Origin of the sequence: Rhodococcus koreensis (assembly GCF_900105905.1) — a bacterium.
Classification (GTDB): Bacteria; Actinomycetota; Actinomycetes; order Mycobacteriales; family Mycobacteriaceae; genus Rhodococcus_F; species Rhodococcus_F koreensis.
The window spans coordinates 6266203-6288575 of the sequence record NZ_FNSV01000005.1; the positions used below are offsets into that span (position 1 = coordinate 6266203).

22 protein-coding genes are annotated in these 22373 nt (G+C 64.4%); 13 read left to right on the forward strand and 9 right to left on the reverse strand.

Going from position 1 to position 22373, the window contains the following annotated elements:
• The first annotated feature begins 21 nt into the window (after positions 1–21).
• From BLV94_RS33060 to BLV94_RS33110, 11 genes are all read left to right on the forward strand, one after another.
• Entirely contained in the window at positions 22–1698 is a 1677-nt protein-coding gene (locus BLV94_RS33060) for a GAF domain-containing sensor histidine kinase (RefSeq protein WP_167372200.1), read from the forward strand.
• A 109-nt stretch (positions 1699–1807) separates the two neighbouring features.
• Positions 1808–2788: an alpha/beta hydrolase gene (locus BLV94_RS33065; protein ID WP_072937142.1), complete on the forward strand. Its 981-nt coding sequence runs from the start codon at positions 1808–1810 to the stop codon at positions 2786–2788.
• Between the two features lie 48 nt (positions 2789–2836).
• A complete protein-coding gene (locus BLV94_RS33070) occupies positions 2837–4363 on the forward strand; it encodes an aldehyde dehydrogenase (protein WP_072937143.1) in 1527 nt (508 codons plus the stop codon).
• A 151-nt stretch (positions 4364–4514) separates the two neighbouring features.
• A complete protein-coding gene (locus BLV94_RS33075) occupies positions 4515–6023 on the forward strand; it encodes a flavin-containing monooxygenase (RefSeq protein WP_341866490.1) in 1509 nt (502 codons plus the stop codon).
• Between the two features lie 309 nt (positions 6024–6332).
• Complete coding sequence (locus BLV94_RS33080) at positions 6333–7508, forward strand: LLM class flavin-dependent oxidoreductase (RefSeq protein WP_072937144.1); 1176 nt, start codon at positions 6333–6335, stop codon at positions 7506–7508.
• 134 nt (positions 7509–7642) lie between these two features.
• On the forward strand, positions 7643–8482 hold the full coding sequence (locus BLV94_RS33085) for a mycofactocin-coupled SDR family oxidoreductase (RefSeq protein ID WP_072937145.1): 840 nt from the start codon (positions 7643–7645) through the stop codon (positions 8480–8482).
• Between the two features lie 24 nt (positions 8483–8506).
• Entirely contained in the window at positions 8507–8761 is a 255-nt protein-coding gene (locus tag BLV94_RS33090; protein ID WP_072937146.1) for a muconolactone Delta-isomerase family protein, read from the forward strand.
• Positions 8762–8834: 73 nt separating this feature from the next.
• Positions 8835–9644, forward strand: a complete 810-nt coding sequence (locus BLV94_RS33095) for a mycofactocin-coupled SDR family oxidoreductase (RefSeq protein WP_072937147.1) — start codon at positions 8835–8837, stop codon at positions 9642–9644.
• A gap of 24 nt (positions 9645–9668) precedes the next feature.
• Entirely contained in the window at positions 9669–10004 is a 336-nt protein-coding gene (locus tag BLV94_RS33100; RefSeq protein ID WP_072937148.1) for a VOC family protein, read from the forward strand.
• 207 nt (positions 10005–10211) lie between these two features.
• Entirely contained in the window at positions 10212–11288 is a 1077-nt protein-coding gene (ribB, locus tag BLV94_RS33105) for a 3,4-dihydroxy-2-butanone-4-phosphate synthase (protein WP_244163724.1), read from the forward strand.
• A gap of 48 nt (positions 11289–11336) precedes the next feature.
• Complete coding sequence (locus BLV94_RS33110) at positions 11337–11834, forward strand: flavin reductase family protein (RefSeq protein WP_072937150.1); 498 nt, start codon at positions 11337–11339, stop codon at positions 11832–11834.
• Between the two features lie 125 nt (positions 11835–11959).
• On the opposite strand, the gene BLV94_RS33115 is transcribed toward BLV94_RS33110, so the two are convergent.
• The 9 genes from BLV94_RS33115 to BLV94_RS33155 all read right to left on the reverse strand — a co-directional run bounded on the left by BLV94_RS33115 (position 11960) and on the right by BLV94_RS33155 (position 20037).
• Positions 11960–12742 (reverse strand): SDR family NAD(P)-dependent oxidoreductase, encoded by a 783-nt coding sequence (locus tag BLV94_RS33115; RefSeq protein WP_072937151.1) that lies wholly within the window; start codon positions 12740–12742, stop codon positions 11960–11962.
• 45 nt (positions 12743–12787) lie between these two features.
• A complete protein-coding gene (locus BLV94_RS33120) occupies positions 12788–13123 on the reverse strand; it encodes a non-heme iron oxygenase ferredoxin subunit (RefSeq protein ID WP_072937152.1) in 336 nt (111 codons plus the stop codon).
• A gap of 44 nt (positions 13124–13167) precedes the next feature.
• Entirely contained in the window at positions 13168–13671 is a 504-nt protein-coding gene (locus BLV94_RS33125; RefSeq protein WP_072937153.1) for an aromatic-ring-hydroxylating dioxygenase subunit beta, read from the reverse strand.
• Positions 13672–13721: 50 nt separating this feature from the next.
• Entirely contained in the window at positions 13722–15035 is a 1314-nt protein-coding gene (locus BLV94_RS33130) for an aromatic ring-hydroxylating oxygenase subunit alpha (protein ID WP_072937154.1), read from the reverse strand.
• A gap of 46 nt (positions 15036–15081) precedes the next feature.
• Positions 15082–15360, reverse strand: a complete 279-nt coding sequence (locus BLV94_RS33135) for a hypothetical protein (protein WP_072937155.1) — start codon at positions 15358–15360, stop codon at positions 15082–15084.
• Positions 15361–15371: 11 nt separating this feature from the next.
• A complete protein-coding gene (locus tag BLV94_RS33140) occupies positions 15372–16568 on the reverse strand; it encodes an NAD(P)/FAD-dependent oxidoreductase (protein ID WP_072937156.1) in 1197 nt (398 codons plus the stop codon).
• 94 nt (positions 16569–16662) lie between these two features.
• A complete protein-coding gene (locus BLV94_RS33145) occupies positions 16663–17805 on the reverse strand; it encodes an MFS transporter (RefSeq protein WP_072937157.1) in 1143 nt (380 codons plus the stop codon).
• Positions 17806–18002: 197 nt separating this feature from the next.
• Positions 18003–18986 (reverse strand): alpha/beta fold hydrolase, encoded by a 984-nt coding sequence (locus BLV94_RS33150; protein WP_072937158.1) that lies wholly within the window; start codon positions 18984–18986, stop codon positions 18003–18005.
• The gene (locus BLV94_RS33155; protein ID WP_072937159.1) at positions 18970–20037 is read right to left on the reverse strand and encodes an amidohydrolase family protein; all 1068 of its coding nucleotides are present in this window, start codon (positions 20035–20037) and stop codon (positions 18970–18972) included. Before BLV94_RS33155 ends, BLV94_RS33150 begins: the two co-directional genes overlap by 17 nt.
• Before the next feature lie 224 nt (positions 20038–20261).
• Here BLV94_RS33155 and BLV94_RS33160 point away from each other — a divergent pair, with 224 nt between their 5' ends.
• Positions 20262–21077, forward strand: coding sequence for an IclR family transcriptional regulator (locus tag BLV94_RS33160; protein ID WP_072937160.1), 816 nt, complete (start codon positions 20262–20264; stop codon positions 21075–21077).
• A gap of 118 nt (positions 21078–21195) precedes the next feature.
• Positions 21196–22260 (forward strand): DODA-type extradiol aromatic ring-opening family dioxygenase, encoded by a 1065-nt coding sequence (locus BLV94_RS33165; RefSeq protein ID WP_072937161.1) that lies wholly within the window; start codon positions 21196–21198, stop codon positions 22258–22260.
• The last annotated feature ends 113 nt before the right edge of the window (positions 22261–22373 follow it).

The following is a 22373-nucleotide window of genomic DNA, read 5'->3' on the forward strand; positions in this document are numbered from 1 at the left end:
CTGACGGTGGAGTGGCCGTCAATGTCTCTGATCGATTCACGTGTCGGGGTTGCCCTACGGTCGCTGGCGCGGTTGGCAAGGGCCGCTGTCGTCGAGAGCGCCTTGCCCGTTGAGGAGCGAATGGTCCTGACCGGTGGACGTATTCTCGCCGAGCTCGCGCTGACTGCCGAGTCGATCGAGGAGCTGCTGGGGGGTATCACTGCAGCTCTGGGAGTGTTGGTCGACGGCACTTCGGCAGGTGTGTCGGTACTCAACGATCGTAATATCCTTCAGGTTCTTCCCGGCTCCTTCGGCGCACCCACCGATGTGGTCGCAGCAGCAGTGGTCGGGCGCACCGAGGTCGCAACGTCGACGGCAGAGGTGTTCCGGTCCGGCCGGACGATGCTGTCCAACCACCCCGACGTCGAGATCCCACGCTTTCCCGAATGGTACGAGTGCTTTCGCGTCGAGCGGCTCATCACCCTGCCGATGACCGTCGGGGGAGAAAGGCTCGGTGTCGTCCATGTAGCAAACCACCCCACCGCCTTCACCTGGAGCGACGCGCGGCTCGCCGAACGCCTTACTCCATTCATCGCGTCAGCGGTGGCACAGGTTCGGCAGCGCCTCGAGATGCGTCAGCGTGAAGAGCTGGTGGTGTCGATCGGTCGGGCCGCGGCTGCCATCGCATCAGGACGCGGCTTCGAGGAACTCGTCGATTTCCTCGACGAATTCCGGACGGTCCTGTCCTGCGTATCGACCGTGGTCACCTTCCGGGAAGACGGACACCAAATCATGGTGGGTGACGCGAAATCCGTGGAATCCGCGACCGGATTCCTGGCCGGGATCGATGCGGAGTCGTCGGGTCTGCGCAGCGCAATGCACCGACCCGAGTTGCCCCGAGAGTTCGGCTGGGTCTCCATCCAAGTTCCCATCGTGGTCGATGGCGAGGTCCGAGCGACGTTGGCACTCTTGCGCACTCCGTGGCTGCCTTTCCGCCGGCACGAGCGAACCGCCGTGCGACGAATGGCCGAAACGATCGCATTGGGCTGGACGACGGATCAGTACCTGCGTGAGCAAGCCGAGACCGCACGAATGAAAGAACGGCTGCGAATTGCCGACGATATCCACGATCGTCTCGCGCAGCTGCTCTTTGCCGGAAAGCTCTCTTTGCAGAACCTGGACGAGAGTTTGGCAGGTCAATTGCAGGCCGACCATCCCGCATGTCGTGACGTGCGGCGAGCCCTGGATCTGGTGGAGCGGAGCGACCGAGAGGTCCGCGAGGTCATTCGTCACCTCGCCGCAACGGCGAACCCCGGACACTCACTCTGCGACCGGCTTTTCACGATCGTGTCAGAAGTCGAGAAGCAGTTCGGAATCGAGATCAAGGTCGACCTGCCCGACGGCGACAGGTTGCCCGATCTCGGACCGCGTCCATCGACCGCCCTGCTGTCGGCGGGACGGGAGGCCATGATCAACGCGGCGAAGCACGCGGGTCCGTGCAGGATCACGGTTGTCCTATCCTCGCGCGTCCCCGACGGCGTCGTCCTCCGCGTGGAAGACGACGGTCTCGGGCTGCGGGGCGCGCCGCCCGGCTACGGCCTTACCTCGACCCGACGAAAGTTGACCGAGCAGTCGGCGCTGATGGTGCTCAGGTCAGTTCCCGACGGAGGAACAGCGGTCATCATCGAGATGCCGGGGCGAAGGCGTCAACTGACGTAAACGCCAGTTGTCGCGTCATGGCCCCAATCCCCACCATGGAATGCATGCGGCACTTCACACTCGATGACCGGAACAACGCAGGGGCCCTCGACTCGACCGGAGGTCAGCAATGACAGACGTCGGAAGAGCCGCACCCGCTCTTCGTGACGATCAACGCGACCTCCCACTCGATCCACAGATGCAGGCTGTCGTCAGGGTGTTCCAACAGCACTTCGCCGAGCCCATGCGGGAGCTCGGCGCGTCCGAGATCCGAGCTCGACGCGCTGCCCTGCGGTCGGCCACTGCACCTGCCATCCAACTCGCCGACGTCTTCGATCTCCAGATCCCCGGGCGCGACGGCGACATACCTACACGTCACTACCGTCCGCAGAGTGGTCCGGCCGACGGTATCGTCGTCTACTTCCACGGCGGCGGCTGGGTGCTCGGTAGTCTCGACGAATCCGACGGACTCTGCCGTCTACTCGCAGCCCTCACCGGCTGCGACGTCGTCAGCGTCGACTATCGACTGGCACCCGAACACGTCTATCCGGCAGCGGTGAACGACACCGAGGACGCCGTCCGGTGGGTCGCAAACACGCTGGCCGGGTCTGCGCCGCTGGTCCTGATGGGTGACAGCGCCGGCGGAAACCTCGTCGCCGCGGTCGCACAGTCCGCACGCGAGCACGCTCTGCCTGCCATCGCATTGCAGGTACTCGTCTATCCAGTGCTCGACCACCGGATGAACTCCGACTCGTACCGCGACCGCGGAGACAAGCTGCTGATCAGTGCCGATGACATGGATTGGTTCTGGTCACAGTACGTTCCGGATGTCAATGCACGGAGCCAGGCGGACGCGTCACCCGGGCTGACCGCGAATCTGCGGGGGCTGGCGCCAGCTGTCGTCGTCGTCGCCGAGCACGATCCGATGCGCGATGAGGTACTCGACTACGCACGTCGACTGGAGGATGCGTCCGTGCCGACGACTGTGCACCGATACGACACGGTGGCACACGGATTCTTCTCCATGTTCGGCACCCTCGCGGTTGCTGACGATGCTATCCGCAGTGTCGCCGTTGCCATCTCCGATGCCTGCCGGTCGGCGAAATCCTGACGGATGCAACAGGTCCGCCCGAGCCGCCGAAATCGTAGCGTGGAAAGCATGACCTCCATCACACAAGACGAAGCGCGGGCCGACGTGTTCGGCGATCTTCCGAACTCGATGTACATCGGCGGAGCCTGGACTGCCGCTGCGTGTGGCGCATCCATGGAATCCATCGACCCCTCGACGGGGAAGGTGTGGACGCAGGTGCCCGCTGGTGACGTCGCCGACGTCGACCGGGCAGTTGCGGCAGCCACCGCCGCAATGGAAGGCGAATGGGGCGCAACACAGGGCCCGGCGCGAGCACGCTTGCTCAACAAGCTCGCCGATCTCGTCGACCGGGACGCCGACCGGCTGGCAGCCGTCGAGTCCCGCGACAACGGAAAACTGATCCGCGAGACACGACCGGCCGTCGGGCAGGTCGCGGCATGGCTGCGCTACTTCGCCGGCGCCGCTGACAAAATCGCGGGCCACACTCTCCCAACCGGAGACCCCAACTACCTCGTCTACACGACCCGAGAGCCTGTCGGGGTCGTTGGTGCGATCATCCCGTTCAACGCACCACTGATGATCACGGCGATGAAGGTCGCCCCTGCGCTCGCCGCCGGCTGCGCCGTCGTCATCAAGACCGCAGATCAGACTCCCACCTCCACCCTCTTGTTGGCCGAGCTCGTCGAGGAGGCCGGGTTCCCGGCCGGCGCCTTCAACGTCTTGACCGGCCCCGGGGTGGTGGTGGGCGATGCACTCGCTCGACATGACGGTGTGGCGCAAGTGAGCTTCACCGGATCGACCGCCGTGGGAACCTCGGTGATGAAGGCTGCCGCTGAGCACGTCGCTCCCGTCACCCTCGAACTTGGTGGCAAGTCACCGAACATCGTCTTCGCTGACGCTGATCTCGACGCTGCGGTCAACGGGGTGATCGGGGGAATCTTCGCGTCTACCGGCCAGATGTGCATTGCCGGTGGTCGGCTGCTGGTGCAGGAGACGGTCCACGACGAGCTCGTGGACCGGCTTCGTGCGAGGGCGGAAACAATTCTGCTGGGCGATCCCCAGGACCCTGCCAGCGAGATGGGTCCCCTGGTCAGCGAAGCGCAGTTGAACAAGGTCCTGGACCTCGTCGCGAGCGGTGTCGACGAAGGAGCAACCTTGGTCACCGGGGGCACGAGGGCGGCACCCCATCGCGTGCCCGACGGGTACTTCGTCGAACCGACCATCTTCGCCGGCGTCCAACCGCACATGCGACTGGCGCGTGAAGAGGTCTTCGGCCCGGTGCTTGCCGTCGTCCCGTTCCGTGACGAGGAGCACGCCATCGAACTCGGCAATGACACGGAGTTCGGGCTCGCCGGTGGTGTGTGGACCAAGGACGTCCAGCGTGCCCATCGGATGGCGCGCCGCCTCCGCTGCGGCGTCGTATGGATCAACTGCTACCGCAACTACTCCCCGCACGTTCCCTTCGGCGGGATGCAACAGAGCGGCTTCGGACGAGAAAACGGCCCCGACGCCGTACTCGACTACACCCAGGTCAAGTCGGTGTGGCTGGAATTGTCGGGCGCAACCCGCGACCCGTTCACCCTTCCCCGCAGCTGATCCGCAGAGAAAGGACCGTACACAGTGCAGCACGTAGTGCACGAGCCCGAGTTCGACGTCGCAGTTGTCGGCGCCGGCTTTTCCGGGCTCTACCTAGCGCACCGCAACCGAGATGGGCATGCGGGTTCGCGTGTTCGAGGCCGGCTCCGACGTGGGCGGCACCTGGTACTGGAATCGGTATCCCGGCGCCCGCTGCGACGTCGAGAGCGTCGACTACTCCTACTCCTTCTCCGAGGAGCTTCAGCAGGAATGGGTGTGGTCGGAACGGTATGCGCCACAACAGGAAATCCTGGCGTACATAAACCATGTCGCAGACAGATTCGACCTGCGCCGCCATATCGAGTTCAATACCCGCGTCGTCGCCACCCGGTTCATCGATGGACGCTGGGAACTCGACACCGACAAAGGCGAATCTGTCCGTTCTACGTTCTGCGTGATGGCTACCGGCGGGCTCTCGGCACCGAAGCGCCCTGATTTCGCCGGCCTCGACGACTTCCGTGGGCAGTGGTTCCACACCGCTCGATGGCCGGCGGAAGGTGTCGACTTCACGGGCAAACGCGTCGCCGTCATTGGTACAGGTTCAACTGGGATCCAGGTCATTCCGAAGGTCGCCGAGGAAGCCGAGCATCTTCTCGTGCTCCAACGTACGCCGAACTTCACGGTGCCCGCACGTAACCGACGCCTGTCCGAGGACGAGTTACGCTCGATCAAGTCCGACTACAACACCCGCCGTGACCAGGCCAGACGCGCGCCATCCGGCATGCCACCGTCCGTCGTGCCGGAACCCGGCAAGAACCTCACCGACGAGGAACGGATACGTGTCCTGGAAAGGGGCTGGACAGTCGGTGGCGCACCCGCGATGCTTCGGTCCTTTACCGACGCGATGTCCGACCTCGAAGTAAATGCCGCTGTCGGAGACTTCGTGCGATCGAAGATCGCAGAAATCGTCGACGATCCCGAGACCGCGGCGGCCCTGAGCCCCACCGACTATCCGTTCGGCGCCAAGCGCTTGTGCGCTGACACCGACTATTTCGCCACCTACAACAGGGCGAATGTAGACCTGATCGATCTACGCCGATCACCGTTGGAGTGCATCACCGCCACCGGAGTTCGCTGCGGAGGAGTCGAGCATGCCGTCGACATCATCGTCTTCGCGATCGGATTCGATGCCATCAGCGGTGCTGTGGCCGAGATCGATATCCGGGGTCGCGATGACCAGACACTTCGCGAGTATTGGAAGGAGGGCCCGAAGGCTGCGTTGGGCCTACAGGTCGCCGGGTTCCCGAACTTCTTCCTCGTCAACGGTCCCGGAAGCCCCGCTGTGCTCGGCAATGTCGTCGCCTTCGCCGAACAACACGTCGAATGGATCACCGATTGCATCGACTACGTGCGCCGGAACGACGTGGCGACCATCGAATCGACCGACGACTTCGACGAACACTGGGCGCAGCACGTCGATGAGGTTGCCGCGACAACGCTCTACGTGAAGGCCAAGTCGTGGTACACCGGTGACAACATCCCAGGAAAGCCAAGCCGCTTCCTTCCCTATGCGGCCGGATTGGACCAGTACCGGGACAAGTGCGATGACATCGCGGCAGATGGTTACCAGCCGTTCGTACTCAACAATATTGGTGCCGCCGCGGCCACGGTGGCTGGCTGACCACACGGTTCCCACCACGACTATGCCGGCGACTCCGCTCACGGAGTCGCCGGCACAGTCGTCTCCAGAGGGCGGATCCCAGTGGTATGGCTCCGATCCTGTCGGAAACGACAGTGACGCGGCTCTCATCGACCTCGTAGCGTCGAAGGAGAACGGAACGGAGCGGCCCCAAGGCGATCGGACTTCCCTGCGGACACGCCGGTGCAACTCTGCCCGTTCGACATTCGATGCAACGAACGCACGCGTGGCGAAAACACTCGGCTCGGCCCGGCGATCGTTTCTGACTCAGCGACAACCAAGGAGATTCTCATGACCGACCGGCTCCGTTTCGGTGTCTTCCACGCCCCGTACCATCTTCCGATGGGGCAGAATCCCCATCTCGCGCTGCACCGTGACGTCAAGTTCGTCCAGCATCTCGACGAGCTCGGCTTCGACGAGGCGTGGATCGGTGAGCATCACTCCTGCGGTGCCGAGATCATTCCGGACCCGATCACGTTCATCGCCAACGTGGCACCGCAGACGAAGTCGATCAAGCTCGGTACCGGTGTGCTGTCGCTGCCGTACCACAACCCACTGTGGGTTGCGGATCGGTTCATTCTGCTCGACCATCTGACGCGCGGCCGCGCCATGCTCGGACTGGGCCCGGGGGCTCTCACCACCGACGCCTACATGATCGGCATAGACCCTCTCGAGCAGCGTGACGCACTCGAGGAAGATGTCGACATCCTCAAGCGCTTGTTCGCGGGAGAAACCGTCAGCCACAAGACCTCACGCTACGAGCTGATCGAAGCCCGCACACAGATTCGGCCCTATTCCGACTTCGAGGTTGCGGTCGCGGCGGTGGCGTCGCCCACAGGCCCACGCATCTCGGGCAAGTACGGAGACGGTGTCCTGTCGATCGGTGCGACGATGTCGGCAATGGCGCCGGACGGTGTCAACACGCTCGCCCTGCACTGGGACGTCATGGAGCAGCGAGCCGCACAGTTCGGTCAGACCGCGGACCGCTCCAAGTGGCGCCTCGTCGGCCCCATGCACATTGCAGAGACCCGCGAGCTAGCACGAGAGCAGGTTCACCACGGCATCGATGCCTGGTTCGACTACTTCCAGGATGTGCAGGCTGCGGTGCACTTCAACGTCGCCGGCCGGACGACGGAAGAACGAATCGACTTCGTGATCAACTCCGGGCTCGGTGTGATCGGCACCCCGGACGACGCGATCGAGCAGATCTCGAAGCTCAAAGAGCAGTCCAATGGCGGTTTCGGTGCGTACTTGGTCATGACCCACGAGTGGGCGAACTGGGCGAATACTCTGCACTCCTACGAGTTGATGGCTGAGCGAGTGTTCCCCGCGTTCCAGGGAAGTATCGAGTCGCTGCAGGCGAGCGCGGACTGGGCCGCGACCACTCGCGGTGAACTGGGCGGCGCCCAGATCAAGAGCGTTGAGAACGCGATGGCGAAGCACGCCGCAGAGACCGCCGCGTCCTGACCCAGGCACCGTCGGCCTGCGGCATCTCCATGACGCAACCGAGGGCCCACGCTCCCGCGCGGGCATACCAAAGATCGAGTGGTGGGCTTGCGGCTTCGCGGCCCACCGCTCGCCTATCGAACTGAGGTCTTCTCATGAACACTCTGTCCGGCAAGGTCGCCTTCGTCACCGGGGCCGCACGCGGCCAGGGCCGAAGCCACGCCATCGAGCTCGCCCGTGCGGGCGCCGACATCATCGCGATCGACATCGCCCACGACGAGCCGGAGCTCGGCCTCGGGTACGCACTCGGATCGGCCGACGAACTTGCCGAGACGGCAAAGGAAGTCGAAAATCTCGACCGCCGGATCGTCACCGCACAGGTCGACGTCCGCGACGGCGACGCCCTCGCCGCCGCATTGCGGGCCGGCGTGCAGGAACTTGGGCGCCTCGATATCGTCGTTGCCAACGCGGGAATCGCGACGTCCGCCATCCCGGCACACGAGATCACCGAGGCGCAATGGGATCAGATGCTGGCGATCAATCTGACCGGTGTCTGGAAGACCTGTCGGGCTGCGGTGCCGTATCTGGTTGAGGGCGACCGCGGCGGATCCATGATTCTGACCAGTTCGATGGCGGCCCTGCGTGTGTACCAGGGTATCGCCGCCTACAGTGCGGCGAAACACGGCGTTGTCGGTCTGATGAAGACCATGGCGGCTGAGCTCGCCCAGCACTCGATCCGGGTCAACAGTGTGCACCCGACGCAGGTAGATACGCCGATGATCATGAACGACGAGACCTTCAAGATCTTCCGACCCGATCTCGAGCACCCCACCAAAGAAGATTTCGAGGTGGCATCCGCGTCGCTGCACGCGCTTCCGGTCGCAGTCGCGGATCCCCTTGACATCAGTAAGGCCGTCGTTTTCCTCGCATCCGAGGATGCCCGCCTGATCACCGGGGTGACACTGCCGATCGATGCGGGCCTGCTCCTCAAATAGCCGCCACGAATCGAAAGGGACACGATGAAGTTCCACGTCGACGCACGATTCGTCGAAGGCAAGGACCCCGCGCCCGAGATGGCTGCCGAACTCGCACGCGTCAATGAGTTGCGTGACGCCGGGATCATCGAGCAACTCATCAGGCGAACCGACAACACCGGGGCCTACCTGATCTTGGACGCCACCGACGCGGCCGCAGTCAAGGAAGCACTCGACTCTCTTCCTTTCGCGCGTTCAGCGACCATGACCTTCGCCGTCGACGCCGTCGAGATCCTCTGACACAACATCCAGCGCATTCATGTGCGGTACGCCAGAGAGGCGTGCCGCCACCTCGAACAAGGAGCCGAGAGAAATGGGACGACTAGACGGAAAAGTGGCCGTCGTGACCGGCGCGGCCCGAGGCCAGGGCCGGGCCCACGCGGTGGCACTGGCCGAGGAGGGGGCCACCATCGTCGCGCTCGACATTCTCGACAGCCTTCGTAGCCCACTTCACAAGGGCTCCACAGCCGAGGACATGGCCGAAACCGTGCGCCTCGTGGAAAAAGAAGACCAGCGCATCCTGGCGGTCAAGGCCGATGCCCGCGATCTGAACGCCCTGACAGCACTCGCCGACCAGGCGATGGCTGAGTTCGGCCGCATTGACGTGGTCGTGGTCAACCACGGGATCTGGGCGATTTCCGAGAACGCCTGGGAAACCGATGAAGAGGACTGGCAGGAGAGTATCGACGTCCTTCTGACGGGTGCCTGGAAGGTGACCAAAGCCTTCATCCCCAAGATCATCGAGGGCGGCCTCGGCGGATCGGTGATCCTCACCTCGTCTGCGATGGGAATCAAGGCCCAGCCGTCCTCGGTGGCATACACGGTGGCCAAGCACGGCGTACTCGGCTTGATGAAGACCCTCGCGTGGGAAGCTGGGCGGCACAACATCCGTGCCAACGCGATCCTGCCCGGTATGGTCGACACCCAGATGCTGCAGGGCGGGACCATCGAGAAGTCCAGCGAGTGGCAGCCGCGGTTCTTCACACTCGACCGTTCACTGCTGCCCGACGGTTTGATTCCGCCGGACGGTGTCTCCCGCGCGGTGGTGTTTCTTGCGTCCGACGAATCAGCCTTCATTACCGGAGCAGCGCTGCCGGTGGATGCCGGCTGGACGACCTTCTGACGGGCATCCGTGGATCCCTCAGAAGTGAAGTTGGGCAACGTTACCCATCCAGTCGCGGACGTCGCCGCGGCGGCGGCCTTTTACCGCGACGGCCTCGGCATCGAGACGAAGTTCGTGGACGGTGATCGGTACGCTGCACTCGATGCCGGCGGGACGACTCTCGCCCTGGCCGCGCCGGAGGAGGATCTGGCCGAGCGGGTCGCCGCATCGTTCAAGGTCCCGGACGTGACTGCCGCACTCCACGCGATCGAACACGCAGGTGGCAGGGTCGTGCGTCCGGTCGAACAGGGGGCACATGAGATCAGAGCGGTCGCCGCCGATCCCTGGGGCAACATCTTCGTTGTGTACGGCCCTCGTTGATCACGTCCAGGCCTGTCGAGAGAGACGCTGTCGGTCTCCGAACCAGCCAGTGCCATGAGCTGACGGTTTCGACAGGTGACGGAGCGCACACCCGCGGTGCAGGCTGGACACAGATCTTCAAGCAACGACGGCGCGGTTCTCGCAAGTTTCCGTCCGTCAGGCCCAGAAAGGACGCGCATGAGAGAGCTCGGTGCCAGATGGCCGTCGGTGCGCGACAGTGTCGAACGGGCGGTGGCCGCGATCAGATCCGGACGTCCCGTTGTCGTCGTCGACGCCGACCGACAGAACGAGGGCGACCTGATCTTCGCGGCCGAGCACGCCACCACGGAATTGCTGGCCTTCGTTATCCGGCACACGTCGGGGTTCGTGTGCGTCGCCTTGCCTGCCGACGACTGCAATCGCCTCGACTTACCCCCGATGTCTTACGCGTCGGGCGACAAATACGCCGCCGCATATCGAGTCTCAGTCGATCTCAGGGGCCGAGGCACCGGCATCTCGGCGGCCGACCGCGCGACCACCATCGCGGCTCTCGCATCGTCATCGGCCCAGTCGGCCCACTTCACTCGTCCCGGGCACGTGGTGCCGTTGGCAGCTCGTGACGGCGGAGTTTTGCAGCGTCCGGGGCGTACCGAGGCAGCTGTCGACCTGGCTCGGCTTGCGGGCCTGCGGCCAGCCGGTGGCCTCTGCGAGATTGTGTCGACGGACACGCCGAGCGAGATGGCACATGGGCCAGAACTGGAGCGCTTCGCGGCCGAGCACGGGATCGAGATCGTCGGTATCGGGGATTTGGTGGCGTACCGCAGACGCACTGAGTCACAGGTGCGCCGACATGCGGATGCTGCGCTTCCGACTTCACACGGCGAGTTTCGCGCCGTCGGCTATCGCGGTGTGCATGATGGCGCCGAACACATGGCTCTGGTCGCTGGGGATGTCCACGGAACCGACGTGCCCGTCCACGTGCACACGGAGTGCCTGACAGGTGATGTATTCGGATCAACGGCCTGCGACTGCCGGAAGGATCTCGACAGAGGGCTGGCCACGGTGGCGGGGGAGCGGCGGGGAGTGATCGTGTACATCCGAGCGCAAGGTCGACCGTATGCGTGCGGACTGTCTGGAGCCCCGTCTACAGGGGATTCGGACAGGACCGACACTGTGGTCGCCTCGATTCTGGCGGATCTCGAGGTGACATCGGTGCGGTCCGTCCATCACGAGGCAAGCCGACCCATCCGGATCGACCGCAGCTCATTGCGAAGCGCCACTCTCGCAGAAAAGACAAGTGCGTGACCACTGCAGAACTGGTCATGCAATACATGGAAAAGGTGTGACACAAAAATGATTGAGATCGAACCGTTCGACCAGGATGCCATTCGGCTTCGGCGGGCCTTCGGATGCTTCCCCTCGGGCGTGACAGCCGCGTGTGCGATCGTCGACAGTGTACCTGTCGGGATGGCAGCGAGCTCCTTCACCTCGGTGTCGGTCACACCACCCCTGGTTTCGGTGTGTGTGCAGGATATCTCGGAGACGTGGCCACGGCTGCGAACCGCGACAAGGTTGGGCCTGAGTGTCCTGGCCGAAGGCCATGACAGGGCCTGCCGAAGCCTCTCCGACAAGAACGGCGACCGGTTCGCCGGCGTCGACTGGGACCAGTCTCCGCACGGCAGCATCTTCGTCCATGGGGCGAGCCTGTGGTTGGACTGCTCGCTCCACGCCGAGGTTCCTGCGGGGGACCATGCGATCGTGGTGCTCGAGGTGCACGGTCTTCGCGCTGAGCCCGACACGCCGCCTCTGGTGTTTCACGGCAGCCGCTTCCGCCGACTTGCCGCGATTTGACACGCGAGGTAGCGGTGCGGGGATGGTCGTGGCTCGACCTTCGGCTGGAGTAACCGGTCGCTGGGCACTTCGGGTAGGGCGACGCGGCGGTCGGTCAACCGTGTTCTTGCAGATACAGGCCGGGGTCAGAGCATCGAACTGCCACCGTTCACGCTGATCACCTGACCGGTGACGTAGGACGCTTCTTCGGAAGCGACGAAGGCTACGGCAGCCGCGACTTCTTCGACGGTCCCCGGTCGATCCATCGGGATGAGGTTGCGCATCTGGGCGCCGAAGACCGCCATGTCCTCCTTCGCTTCGGGGGTCGCGGACGCCAATTTGGCTGCGGCCTCCGGTGTCTCGATCCACGCGGGGGCGACCGTGTTCACGGTGATTCCGGCATCTGCGAACTCTCGTGCGAGTCCGGTCCCGAACGCATGGACCCCGCCCTTGGCGGCGTTGTAGATCGCGTGCCGGTACAGCCCATTGCGCACGGATTCCGCTCCTATGTGCACGATCCGGCCGTAACCGGCGTCCACCATGTGGGGCAGCGCTTCTAGAGTGGTGTACAGGGTCGTCCAGAGATTGCGGTCGATGGTGGCCCGCAAGGTCTCCTCGGTGTGGTCGAACGTGGGAAGGATGACGCCACCGCCCGCGCAGTTCACCAGCACGTCTACCGCGCCGCGTTCCGTGACAGTCCGTCGGATGAGGTCGGCGGCGTCCTCACGTTGTGAGAGGTCTCCGACGATTGTGGTCACGGACGCCGCGTTGCCGGGGCGAAGGTGCTCGGCCACCGCCTCCACCGCGTCGGCACTGATGTCTCCGAGGACGAGGTCCGCCCCTTCGTCGGCGAGTCGCACGGCGATGGCGCGGCCGATGCCGCTGCCGGCCCCGGTGACAACCGCAGTCCGGCCTTTGAATCTGTTCATGTGGTGCTGCTGCCTTCCTCTGGAATATGCTGGACGCGAGAGTGTTCAGTCTTCGTTCGGTGCTACGTACACCCGGTCGTCGCTCAACACGGTCCGATACTTCTTCAACGCCAGCACCGCGGGAAAGCACAGGGGTGCTCCGGTGCGGACGTCGAACCGGGCCATGTGGAGTGTGCAGAGCACCTCGTGGCCCTCGAGTTCGCCCTCCTCGCCCAGCGACCACTTCTCGTGACTGCAGGAGTCGGAGGTCGCGAAGAACTCGCCGTCGACGCGATAGACGGCGATCCCGCCATCCGCCTCCAAGCGTAGGGTTTCGCCGTCGGCCAGATCTTCCTCGTTGCACGCGAAGATCAGTGCTGCGGTTGATATTTCCGGTGCCATGGTCGGCCCTCTCGTGATGCGCGGATACGGTGCGCGGTGACAGTTCAGATGATGAAACTGATCTTGCCCTGGGGATCGAGCATGTCGTGAGCGAGAACGGCCCGCTTCCTGCGGATCAGGAAGGAGGAACCGTGAGGGGTCAGGTCGTAGTCGTAGCGGCCGACATACGTGTCGAACTTGCCGGCTTTCGCGCGGTTGATGATGAAATTGGCTGTGACGGAGATCGACTCGTTGTTCTGTGTCAGGATTCGCACGTTGCCGACGATCCGGCTGGTCTGTGAATGGGGAAATTCGGCGTGTGCTTCCGGTTTCTTCAGGCGAATCACCCTCTGTTCGAGCATGGTGCGGCCATCGTGGATGAGTGACCACGTGAGACCGGGGTCCGCGTCCGGCCGGTCCGTGGCGGGTACTTCGTACGTGCAATCGAGTGTGAACAGGTCGAGCCACTCCTCGAGTCGCCATTCGTCGATCAGGCCGGCTTCATGGAACAGGAATTCCTCGACGGCGTTACGCGTCGTGATGGTGGGTGTCTCTGACACGGAAGTCATGGGAGTGTCCTTCTGAGGTGACTGGCGGATGTGCGGCTTATCGAACGAGGTCAGGCATCGGCAGCCTGCTTGTCGAAGGGAACGAACGACGTGCCTTCGGTGGGGAGCTGCTGTCCGGTGATGCGCCGGTTCCATTCCCGCCACCAGGACCGCATCTGCAGTTCGTCGTTGGCCGCCGGCACGGGCTTGCCCATTCCCTTCGACACGTCGGACCAGCCGACCTCGCCGCGTGCGCCGAACCCCTTCTGCGCCTGTTCGAGGGCCTCGACATCATCGGGGGTCGCGAGGCCGGCCGGCCCCCAGAAGGTGAGTGCATTGTTGATGCGGTATCTGACGAACTCCTCGTCGACACCCTTGGGGATGATCTGCCAACCGGTGACGAGCGTTTCCGATGGGCTCACCGGGTGGAATGTGCGCAGCGTCAAACCGAAGCTGAGATCGATCAGGATGAGGCTGGGGAAGAACACCGAATTTCGCGCGAGGCCAAACATCGCGTTGGCATAATTCTCACCGAAGGACTGTTCGGCCTGCGACCGCAGGCCGGCGAGGGTCTGCTTGACACTGTCGGTGGCCAGGGGAAGTCCGTTGGCCGGATACATCAATGTGGCGTGCCCGTTAGGGAATTCGGTTCCCATACCGGCCGGTGCCACACCGTTGACGGTCTCCTTGCCCAGCATCGGTGGTGTGGCACCGAGTTCCATCATCATTTCGAAGTAGGTGTGGTGAACGGACTTGGCGTGATACCCGTCGATGCTGTTCTCGACGAGGAGCTTCCAGTTGGCCTTCAGTGAGTACTTGTGGGTTCCCTCCAGGATCGCGACGCCTTCGGGGGACTGATCGGCTGCCAGATCGATGAAATAGCGGGCGTCGCCGAGGTACGTCAGCAGATCAGGCGCGTCGGGATCGAAGTTCACGAAGTAGAGCCCCCGGTAGGAGTCCACCTGCGCCGGAGACTGCAGACCCTTGTACACGGCAGCCGGCTCGCTCTTGTAGTCCTCGTTGCCGGGCACATTGACCAACTCGCCCGAGTTCCGGTACGCCCAGCCGTGGTAGAAGCAGGTGAAGATCTTCGCATTGCCGGAGCTGTGCCGGCAGACGGAGGATCCGCGGTGCAGGCAGGTGTTGAGCAGCACCCGGACGTCACCGTGCCGGTCCCGGTTGAAGATCACCGGTCGGCCGCCGACGTCCCGGGTCTGGAAGTCGTTCTTGCCGGGAATCTCGGACTCGTGTCCGACGTACAGCCACGTCTTGTCGAAGATCTCTTTTCGTTCGCGCTGCAACACGTCCTCGGAAGTGAAGGCTTCACGGTTGACCCGGAAAAGGCTGTTCTCGCGGTCGTCGATGATGAATTGCTCTGCGGTCATGGGGCTGATCCGTTCTGGTGAGTGCGGGCCGCGCCGGCGGCGTGAGTTAGTGGTGGTCGGCGACGCGGGGATCGGTTGTGGTGATGTCCCGGAAGAGCCAACTGTCGGGATCGGAGCCGGTGGCCGGGACGACCAGCACGGCGGTGGGGCCGATTGCCATCCAGTTCCGTCCGTCGTCGTCCGGTTCGGCGGGCAGGATTTCCACGGTGGTGAAGACTTCGTTGCTGAGGTCGTGGGTCCCGATGATCACGTTGATCTTGCAGCCCTCGGTTTCGATGTGGAGGATCTTGTCCGGACCCCCCTTGAAATGCTGGATCTGACGCATGGGTGCCTTCCTTATCGGGCGGGTATCTGGCCGCCGACGAGGTCCGCGAGACTCCCGCCGCGACGGTGGTTCTTGCGGAACGCAGCGACTGCTCTGGGGTCGTTGACGCTGACCTGGGCGATCGGGTTGTGGTCGGCGTCGGTGTAGACGGCACGGAAGCGGCCCTCCGAGATCGCCCCCTCGCGATGGGCGAGTTCACCGAGCGAGGGCCTCCCGACTATCTGGATCCGGGAGCCGTACTGGTCCGACCACACGTACGGAAGCTGCGGTGCAGGGGGTTCTGCACCGGTCACGATCGCGGCGACCGCATCGGCCTGTTCGCCGGCACTGGTCCAGTGCTCGATCCGCGCCCGGATACCCAGCAGCGGATGCCGACGCAGGGCGAGGTCGCCGATGGCGAAGATCGACGGGAATCCCTCGACCTCGAAGCGGTCAGTGCAGTGCACCCCGCCGTCGACGGGAAGCCCGCTGTTCTCGAGCCACCGGGTGTTGGGTACTGCGCCGACGCCGACGACGACGAGGTCCGCCGGTACCTCGCTTCCGTCGGCAAGGACGACGCCCTCGACGTGCTCACTGCCCCGGAAACGTTCCACCCGCGCTCCGGTGATGAGCTGGGCACCGCCGAGTGTGTGGATCGACGCGATCTCGCGTCCGACCTCGTCGCCGAGAACCTGACTCATCGGGATCTCGAGTGCCTCGATCAGGGTGACGTCGAGGCCGCGCCCCCGCGCCGCGGAGGCGAATTCGGCGCCGATGAAGCCTGCGCCAACCACAGCCACCCGCGGTCTGCCGGTGAGAGCTTCTCGCAGAGCCGTAGCGTCGTCGAGCGTGCGCAGCGTGTGAACCCCCGCCGGCACGGCAGGAATGGGGAGGGACCGTGCGTGAGCACCGGTAGCGATCACCAACTGCTCGTACGAGAACTGCTCACCGGTGTGGGCGATCACTACCCTCCGTACCGGGTCCAGAGCGGTGGCTCGCACGCCCAGCCGGACGTCGAGGTCGAACTCCGCTGCGAGCTCCGGTGTGAGGAGCCGCGGAACATCCGGGGCGTGCCCCTCGGCCAGGAGGTCCTTGGACAGAGGGGGTTTGTCGTACGGCCAGTGCTCCTCGCTCTCCAGGAGCACGATGCGCCCGGCGAAACCGCGCTGCCGCAATGCGATTGCTGTTCTGGTGCCTGCAACCGAGGCGCCGACGATCAGGAAGGACATAGTCGAAACGTAGCCACGCATCACGCCCAGGTGGTGTGCAGTTCCGGCCGCTGGAACCGCGAATTGGTGACGAGTCGGCGAGCATGTAGCCCGGCTAGCGTCGACTGGCGCGCGTCCGCGACAGGATCCGCAGAATGGCGGCACCTGCGACGTTGGCGGCGACGGCTGCCGACGCCACGCCCAGCAATGTTGCAGGCGTGCCGATCGCATAGGAACTGTGCAGCCAGGCGATCGCCGTCGGTAGTCCGAACCCCAGGTAACCCAGGCAGTAGACCCGGCCGGTCATCGTCCCCAGCCGGCCGGGCGGGGCCAATCGCTCGCAGTCACGCAAGCACCCGACCAACGTCAATCCGTATCCGACGCCCAGCACGGATGCCGCAACCACGACCAGCCAGATCGACGCGGTTGCGGCGGCAAAGGCGGCGGCGAGCGTGCCGGCCACGAAGAGTGTCAGTCCGATCCCGCGGGCCGGGCCCGATCGTCCCGCCGTGCGCCCGACGAGTCGCTGCGCGACGAAGCCCAGTCCCAAACTCAGTAGACACAGCAGACCGGAGAACGCCGTGTCGAAGCCTTCCAGCTGAGGCGCCACGATGGGCGGGAGCACCGCGTACGCGATGCCGAGGGCGCCGAAGATCCACGGTGCCGCGGGTATCACCAGGAGGTGGAATGCGCGGGGAAGAAGTATTCGATTCCTCTCCAACGGTTCTGGCCGAGCCCGCACCGGGCTGTTCGTCGTCGTTCGCGCGATCAGCAGGGCGGCAGCTACACAGAGAACCCCGTGCAGCAGAAAAGCCGCGGTGGTCGGTGCGGGCGCCCACTGGGCGAGGGCGCCCGCGGCACCTGCACCCATCGCGAAGCCGCTCGTCAGACTCATTGCCGACGCTCGTGGAGCACGGCCGGGTGAAGTGGTCAGCGAGTCGAGCGCCAGCCCGCCGACCACCATTCCGATCCCCAGAGCCATGCCGGTCGACATTCGCCCGGCGAACATCAGTGCGGGGTAGTGTGACCCGGCTGCGACCAGTATCGAACCCAGCGCGCTGACGGGTACGGCGAGAACGAGGGGAGTGCGGGTGCCCCAGCGGGCCGCCAGCCGATGCGCGAGGAGGAGCGAGGGGATCAGGCCGATGACATACGCGAACAGCAGTGTGTTCACGGCGAGTTCGCTGAACCCGCGCTCCGCCCGGTACATGGTCAGCAGCGGAGTGAACTGATTGCCGCCCCACGCGACCACGAACATTGCCGCACAGAGTGAGAACCAGTTCCGGTCGCGATGCCCGGCTCGCAGCGATCTTGCCGGAGCAGGTGGTGAGATTTCGGCCGGCACGGACTGCGGTCGGGGCATCGGACACTTCCTGGATTGGCGGAGGCGGAAACAACCGATGGCCGACGCCGAATCGTGGATTCCGGCGTCGGCCATCGGTTGTCATCGGAGAATCAAGCAGAGACCAGGGAGCGATCGATCAGTGGCAGTTCGGGTCGGCGATCGGAGACGCCGGCGGCGTCGGCGAGATCTCCGGAAACCCTCCCGTCGCGGAAGAATTCGAGGAAGACCGGGTTGAACAGGTCCGGTCGGTCGGTCTGGCCCTGGTGGCCACACTCGTCGGGATAGAAGAATTGCACGTTGGGCAGGTGGTCTTCCTGGACGTACCCCCACTCGACCGGTGTCAGGATGTCCTGGCGTCCGTAGAGGTAGAGCCCCGGAGTGCTCAACCGGTCGAGGCGCCCCTTGGTGACCAAACGGGCGGCGCGATTCTCGTCCGTCCAGTCCGTGATCCGCCGGTACTGCAGGAGAGTGGGCCAGAACTTCGCGTGCGCGTCCATCCGGTCTCTCGCGGAGAGGTAGCGCATGTCGATCAGATCTTCACTGATGGCCTCACCGCGATGGATGATCGCCTCCATCATCGTGCGCATTCCCTCGCGTGTGCCGTCGTAGGCGGTGAGACGGAACTCGCCCGCCGGCGGGGTCAAGTGCTCCGGGACGACGTCGCCGACATCTCCCGCGATCAGAATGAAGCTCTTGACCTTGTCCGGGTGTGCAACCGTGTAATTGACCGTGTTCATGCAGCCCATGGAGTTTCCTGCGAGGTGGAACTCGTCGAGGCACAGTGCGGTGGCGAACTGGTCGATGAAGTCGACGAAGGACTCCATGCCGTCCGGCCAATACTCCGCACGAGTATCGGACAGGCCGAATCCGGGCATGTCGGGGCAATAGACGCGGAAACCGTTCTCGCCGAGGTAGGGGGCCATGAAGCGCCATCCCGCGAGGCCTGAGGAGCCGGGCAATCCGCCGTGGAGCAGGATCACGGCGGGGCCCGACGTGCCGGCGGTCATGTAGTGGGCGCGGGCGCCGTTCGCCAGTCGGACCCAACGGCTGGCCAAGCCGGGAACGTCGACGAGATTTTCAGCAGTGAGTGCCATGGTGATCTTCCTTTATCGGTGAGAAGTGGTCGGTGACGAGTGCGCCGGATGCCAGTCCGAGAAATTCGAGCGCATTCTCGCGGAGGATTCTCGGCACGGTGCCGGGCGGCAAATGCTGTGCCACAGAGTTCAAGTCCGCCAGTCCATCTCCAGGTTGTCCCGGAATGAAGGGGTGGTCGCTGCCGAGCAGGATCTGGTTCGGGCCGAAGCGGTGTACCAACGCAGGCAGGAGTCCCGGGTCGAAGACCAATGTGTCTGCGTAGAGACGTGATACGAGGCGATCCAGATCGTCTGGGACGTGTGTGGCGGCCAAGTGGGCGCCGAGGCGCAGTCTCGGGTATGCCCAGGGAAAGGTGCCGCACCCGTGGACCATGGCGATGCGTAGTCGTCGATGACGGTCCAGCACCCCGCCGAAGACAAGCGCGGTAGCCGCCAACGCGGTATCCGAGGGCATCCCCAGTCCGAAGTCGTAAGTGAACCCCGAACGGCGCACCGCGCCACCGCCTCCGTCGACGGGATGGACCATTACCGCGAGTCCGAGACCGTCGACCGCATCGAAGAAGTACTCGAGTGCCGGGTCGTCCAATTCCATCCCGTTGATCCGTGTGCCGATCTCGATCGCCCGCAGTCCCAGAACTGTGGACAGGTAGTGAAGTTCGGATAGGCAGTCCCGGGGAGACAAGAGGGGAACTGTTCCGATTCCGATGAGCCTGCCATCGCCGTCTTCCACTGCGCGGGCGGTGGACTCATTGATCCACCGGCAGTACGCGGCGAAGGGTGCCGGCGCGGCGCCGTACTCCAGGGTGACCGGAACAGGAGAAATCGCCTGAACCCCGACACCCGCGCGATCCATGTCCTCCAAGCGCGCCGGCACATCCCAGAGAGCGCGCCGGACGGCGCGGAAGTCTTCGGATCCGCGGACGAGCCGTCCCTCCGCGGGAGAATCGAGCACCAATCGGGGTGCTCGCGGAAAACCTGCGATGACGTCGGCAGGGGGTGCGTCCCGGGGGAAGTAGTGCGCATGCACATCGATGGTGCCGGGTGGAACCACGAGGGTCTCCTTTCGCGCGCATCCGTGGCGTGTTCCGTCCGGCCTGCCCGCGTCGTCGGGCAAGCCGGACGGAGGGAACGTTAGGGGCTCGGTGCGGCTGCGGCCGCTGTAGTTCCGGGGGCTGGAACCGATCGGCGGGCACGTACCCTGAATGTCAGCGCGCTGTGACTGCCGTTACATTAGTTTTCCGCGGGGTCGGCGGAGTGAAGATTGCGGAGGCCCGGATGATGCAGATGGAAGAAGACAAGCACGACACCGGCGGTGCGGGGAGCTCACCGCCTTCGATCCTGGCGAAGGCGTTCTCGATCATCGATGCGTTCAACGAGCGCGATCGGGTTCTGACCCTGACACAGATCAGCAGGAAGACGGGCCTGCCCAAGTCGACGGTGCACAGATTGCTGCAGCGGTTGGGTGAACTGGCGGTGATAGAGGAACACGGTGCCGGGTACCGGCTCGGTATCCGGCTGTTGCGGCTGGTTTCGTCCATGCCGGTGGACGGAATGCGCGAGGTTGCGCTGCCGCACTTGGCGCAGTTGCAGGCCTGGTCGAAGGAATCCGTGCACTTCGGCGTCCTCAGGGGCAACGAAGTCGTCGTGCTGCAGGCGCTGTTCGCGGTGAACCACGCGCGACCCATCGGGGAGGTGGGCACCCGGATCCCCGCGCACCTGTCCGCGATGGGCCGGGCGATGATGGCGCATCTGCGTGAAGAGGAGCTCACCGAACTGCTGGCCGGACCTCTGGTAGGACTGACGCCGAAGTCGATCACGGACCCGGTCCGAATTCGCCACGAGTTGAAGCACGTTCGAGTGGCGGGAGTTGCCGTGCAGAAGGACGGGGTGGTTCTGGGCTTGGGCAACATCGCCGCGCCGGTGCTGATCAAGGGCCGGCCGATGGGTGCTGTCGCCGTTCAGTTCGACTCGGCGAAGGAGGTCTCGGAGTCGGTGATCAACGCCGTCAAACTGACTGCTCACCGCATCTGCCGTGACACCACCCAGATGCTCGCCCAGGGTAGGGCCGATCTCTTTCCGTTCGACGACTGACGCCGCGTTCCGGGCACTGGAACTTGCTGTGCGTGTGGCGCGCGCACGTCACACGATGGGGAGCGATACCCCCGGCGCGTGTGACGGCGCCGAGGCGCCACCTCAGAAAGGACGGCCAATGGGAGACTTCCTCGCTCTCGGCATGACCCACTACCCGCTGTTGGCGGGAACCGACGAGCACATGGCAGGTCTGCTGCGATGGACTCTCACCGACCCGGACATCCCCGACGAGGAGAAGGACCCGGCCCACTGGCCGGACCGTATGCGTCGCGAGTGGTCCGACGACGGTGGAACCGCCGCCGCATCGGCGCATCGTGCGGAGCTGGTGGCGAATCTGACTCGGGTGCGTGACGCGGTCGACGAGTTCGCCCCCGACGTCGTCGTGGTGTGGGGCGACGACCAGTACGAGAATTTTCGCGAGGAGGTGGTGCCACCGTTCTGCGTGCTCGCCTACGGAGACCTCGAGGTGCCCGCCTTCGAGGTGATGAACGAGCGAGGCAGTTCGAACTTCTGGGGGAAGCCGGACGATTTCGAGATCGTGATGCATGGTGACGCGTCGGGGGCCAGGAAACTCGCCGACGGCCTGATCGAGCGCGGATTCGACATGGCCTACTCGTACAAGAAGCGCACCGCCGCACATTTTCCGCACGCGATCCTGAATACGCAATTGTTCCTCGACTACGCCGACGCCGGCGCCGAGATGTCATATCCCTTCATCCCGATGACGGTCAATTGCTATGGGCAGCATGCCATCGCGCGCAAAGGTGGATTGGCGCGATTCGCCGACATCGAATCGGAGGTTCTCGACCCCTCGGGTCCGACGCCGGCCCGGTGTTTCCAAGTCGGTCGGGCGGTCGCGCAACATTTCCGCGACCGTGATCTCAGGGTGGCGTTCGTCGCCTCCTCGAGTTGGTCGCACGCCTTCCTCGCCGACAAGCTGTGGCATATGCGTCCCGATACCGAAGCCGACCTGCGTATCTACAAGGCGCTGCTCGAGGACGACTTCGGGCTGATGCGCAACTACACCAGCGCAGAAGTTGTCGACGCCGGCCAGCACGAAATTCTCAACTGGTTCTGCATGCTCGGTGCGGTCGAGGAGCTCGGCCTGCGCCGAGACTGGTCGGACCTCGTGGTGACCGACGTCTTCAACTCCAACAAGGCATTTGCCGTGTACTCGGGGTAGATCAGCGTACCCGCGATCAGCTGATCGGTCATACCATTGGACGATAGCTGGGCGATCGGGCTACACTGCAGAGTGATGCCAGTCACAACAATCATGTCGAGTGGTGTGCCGAT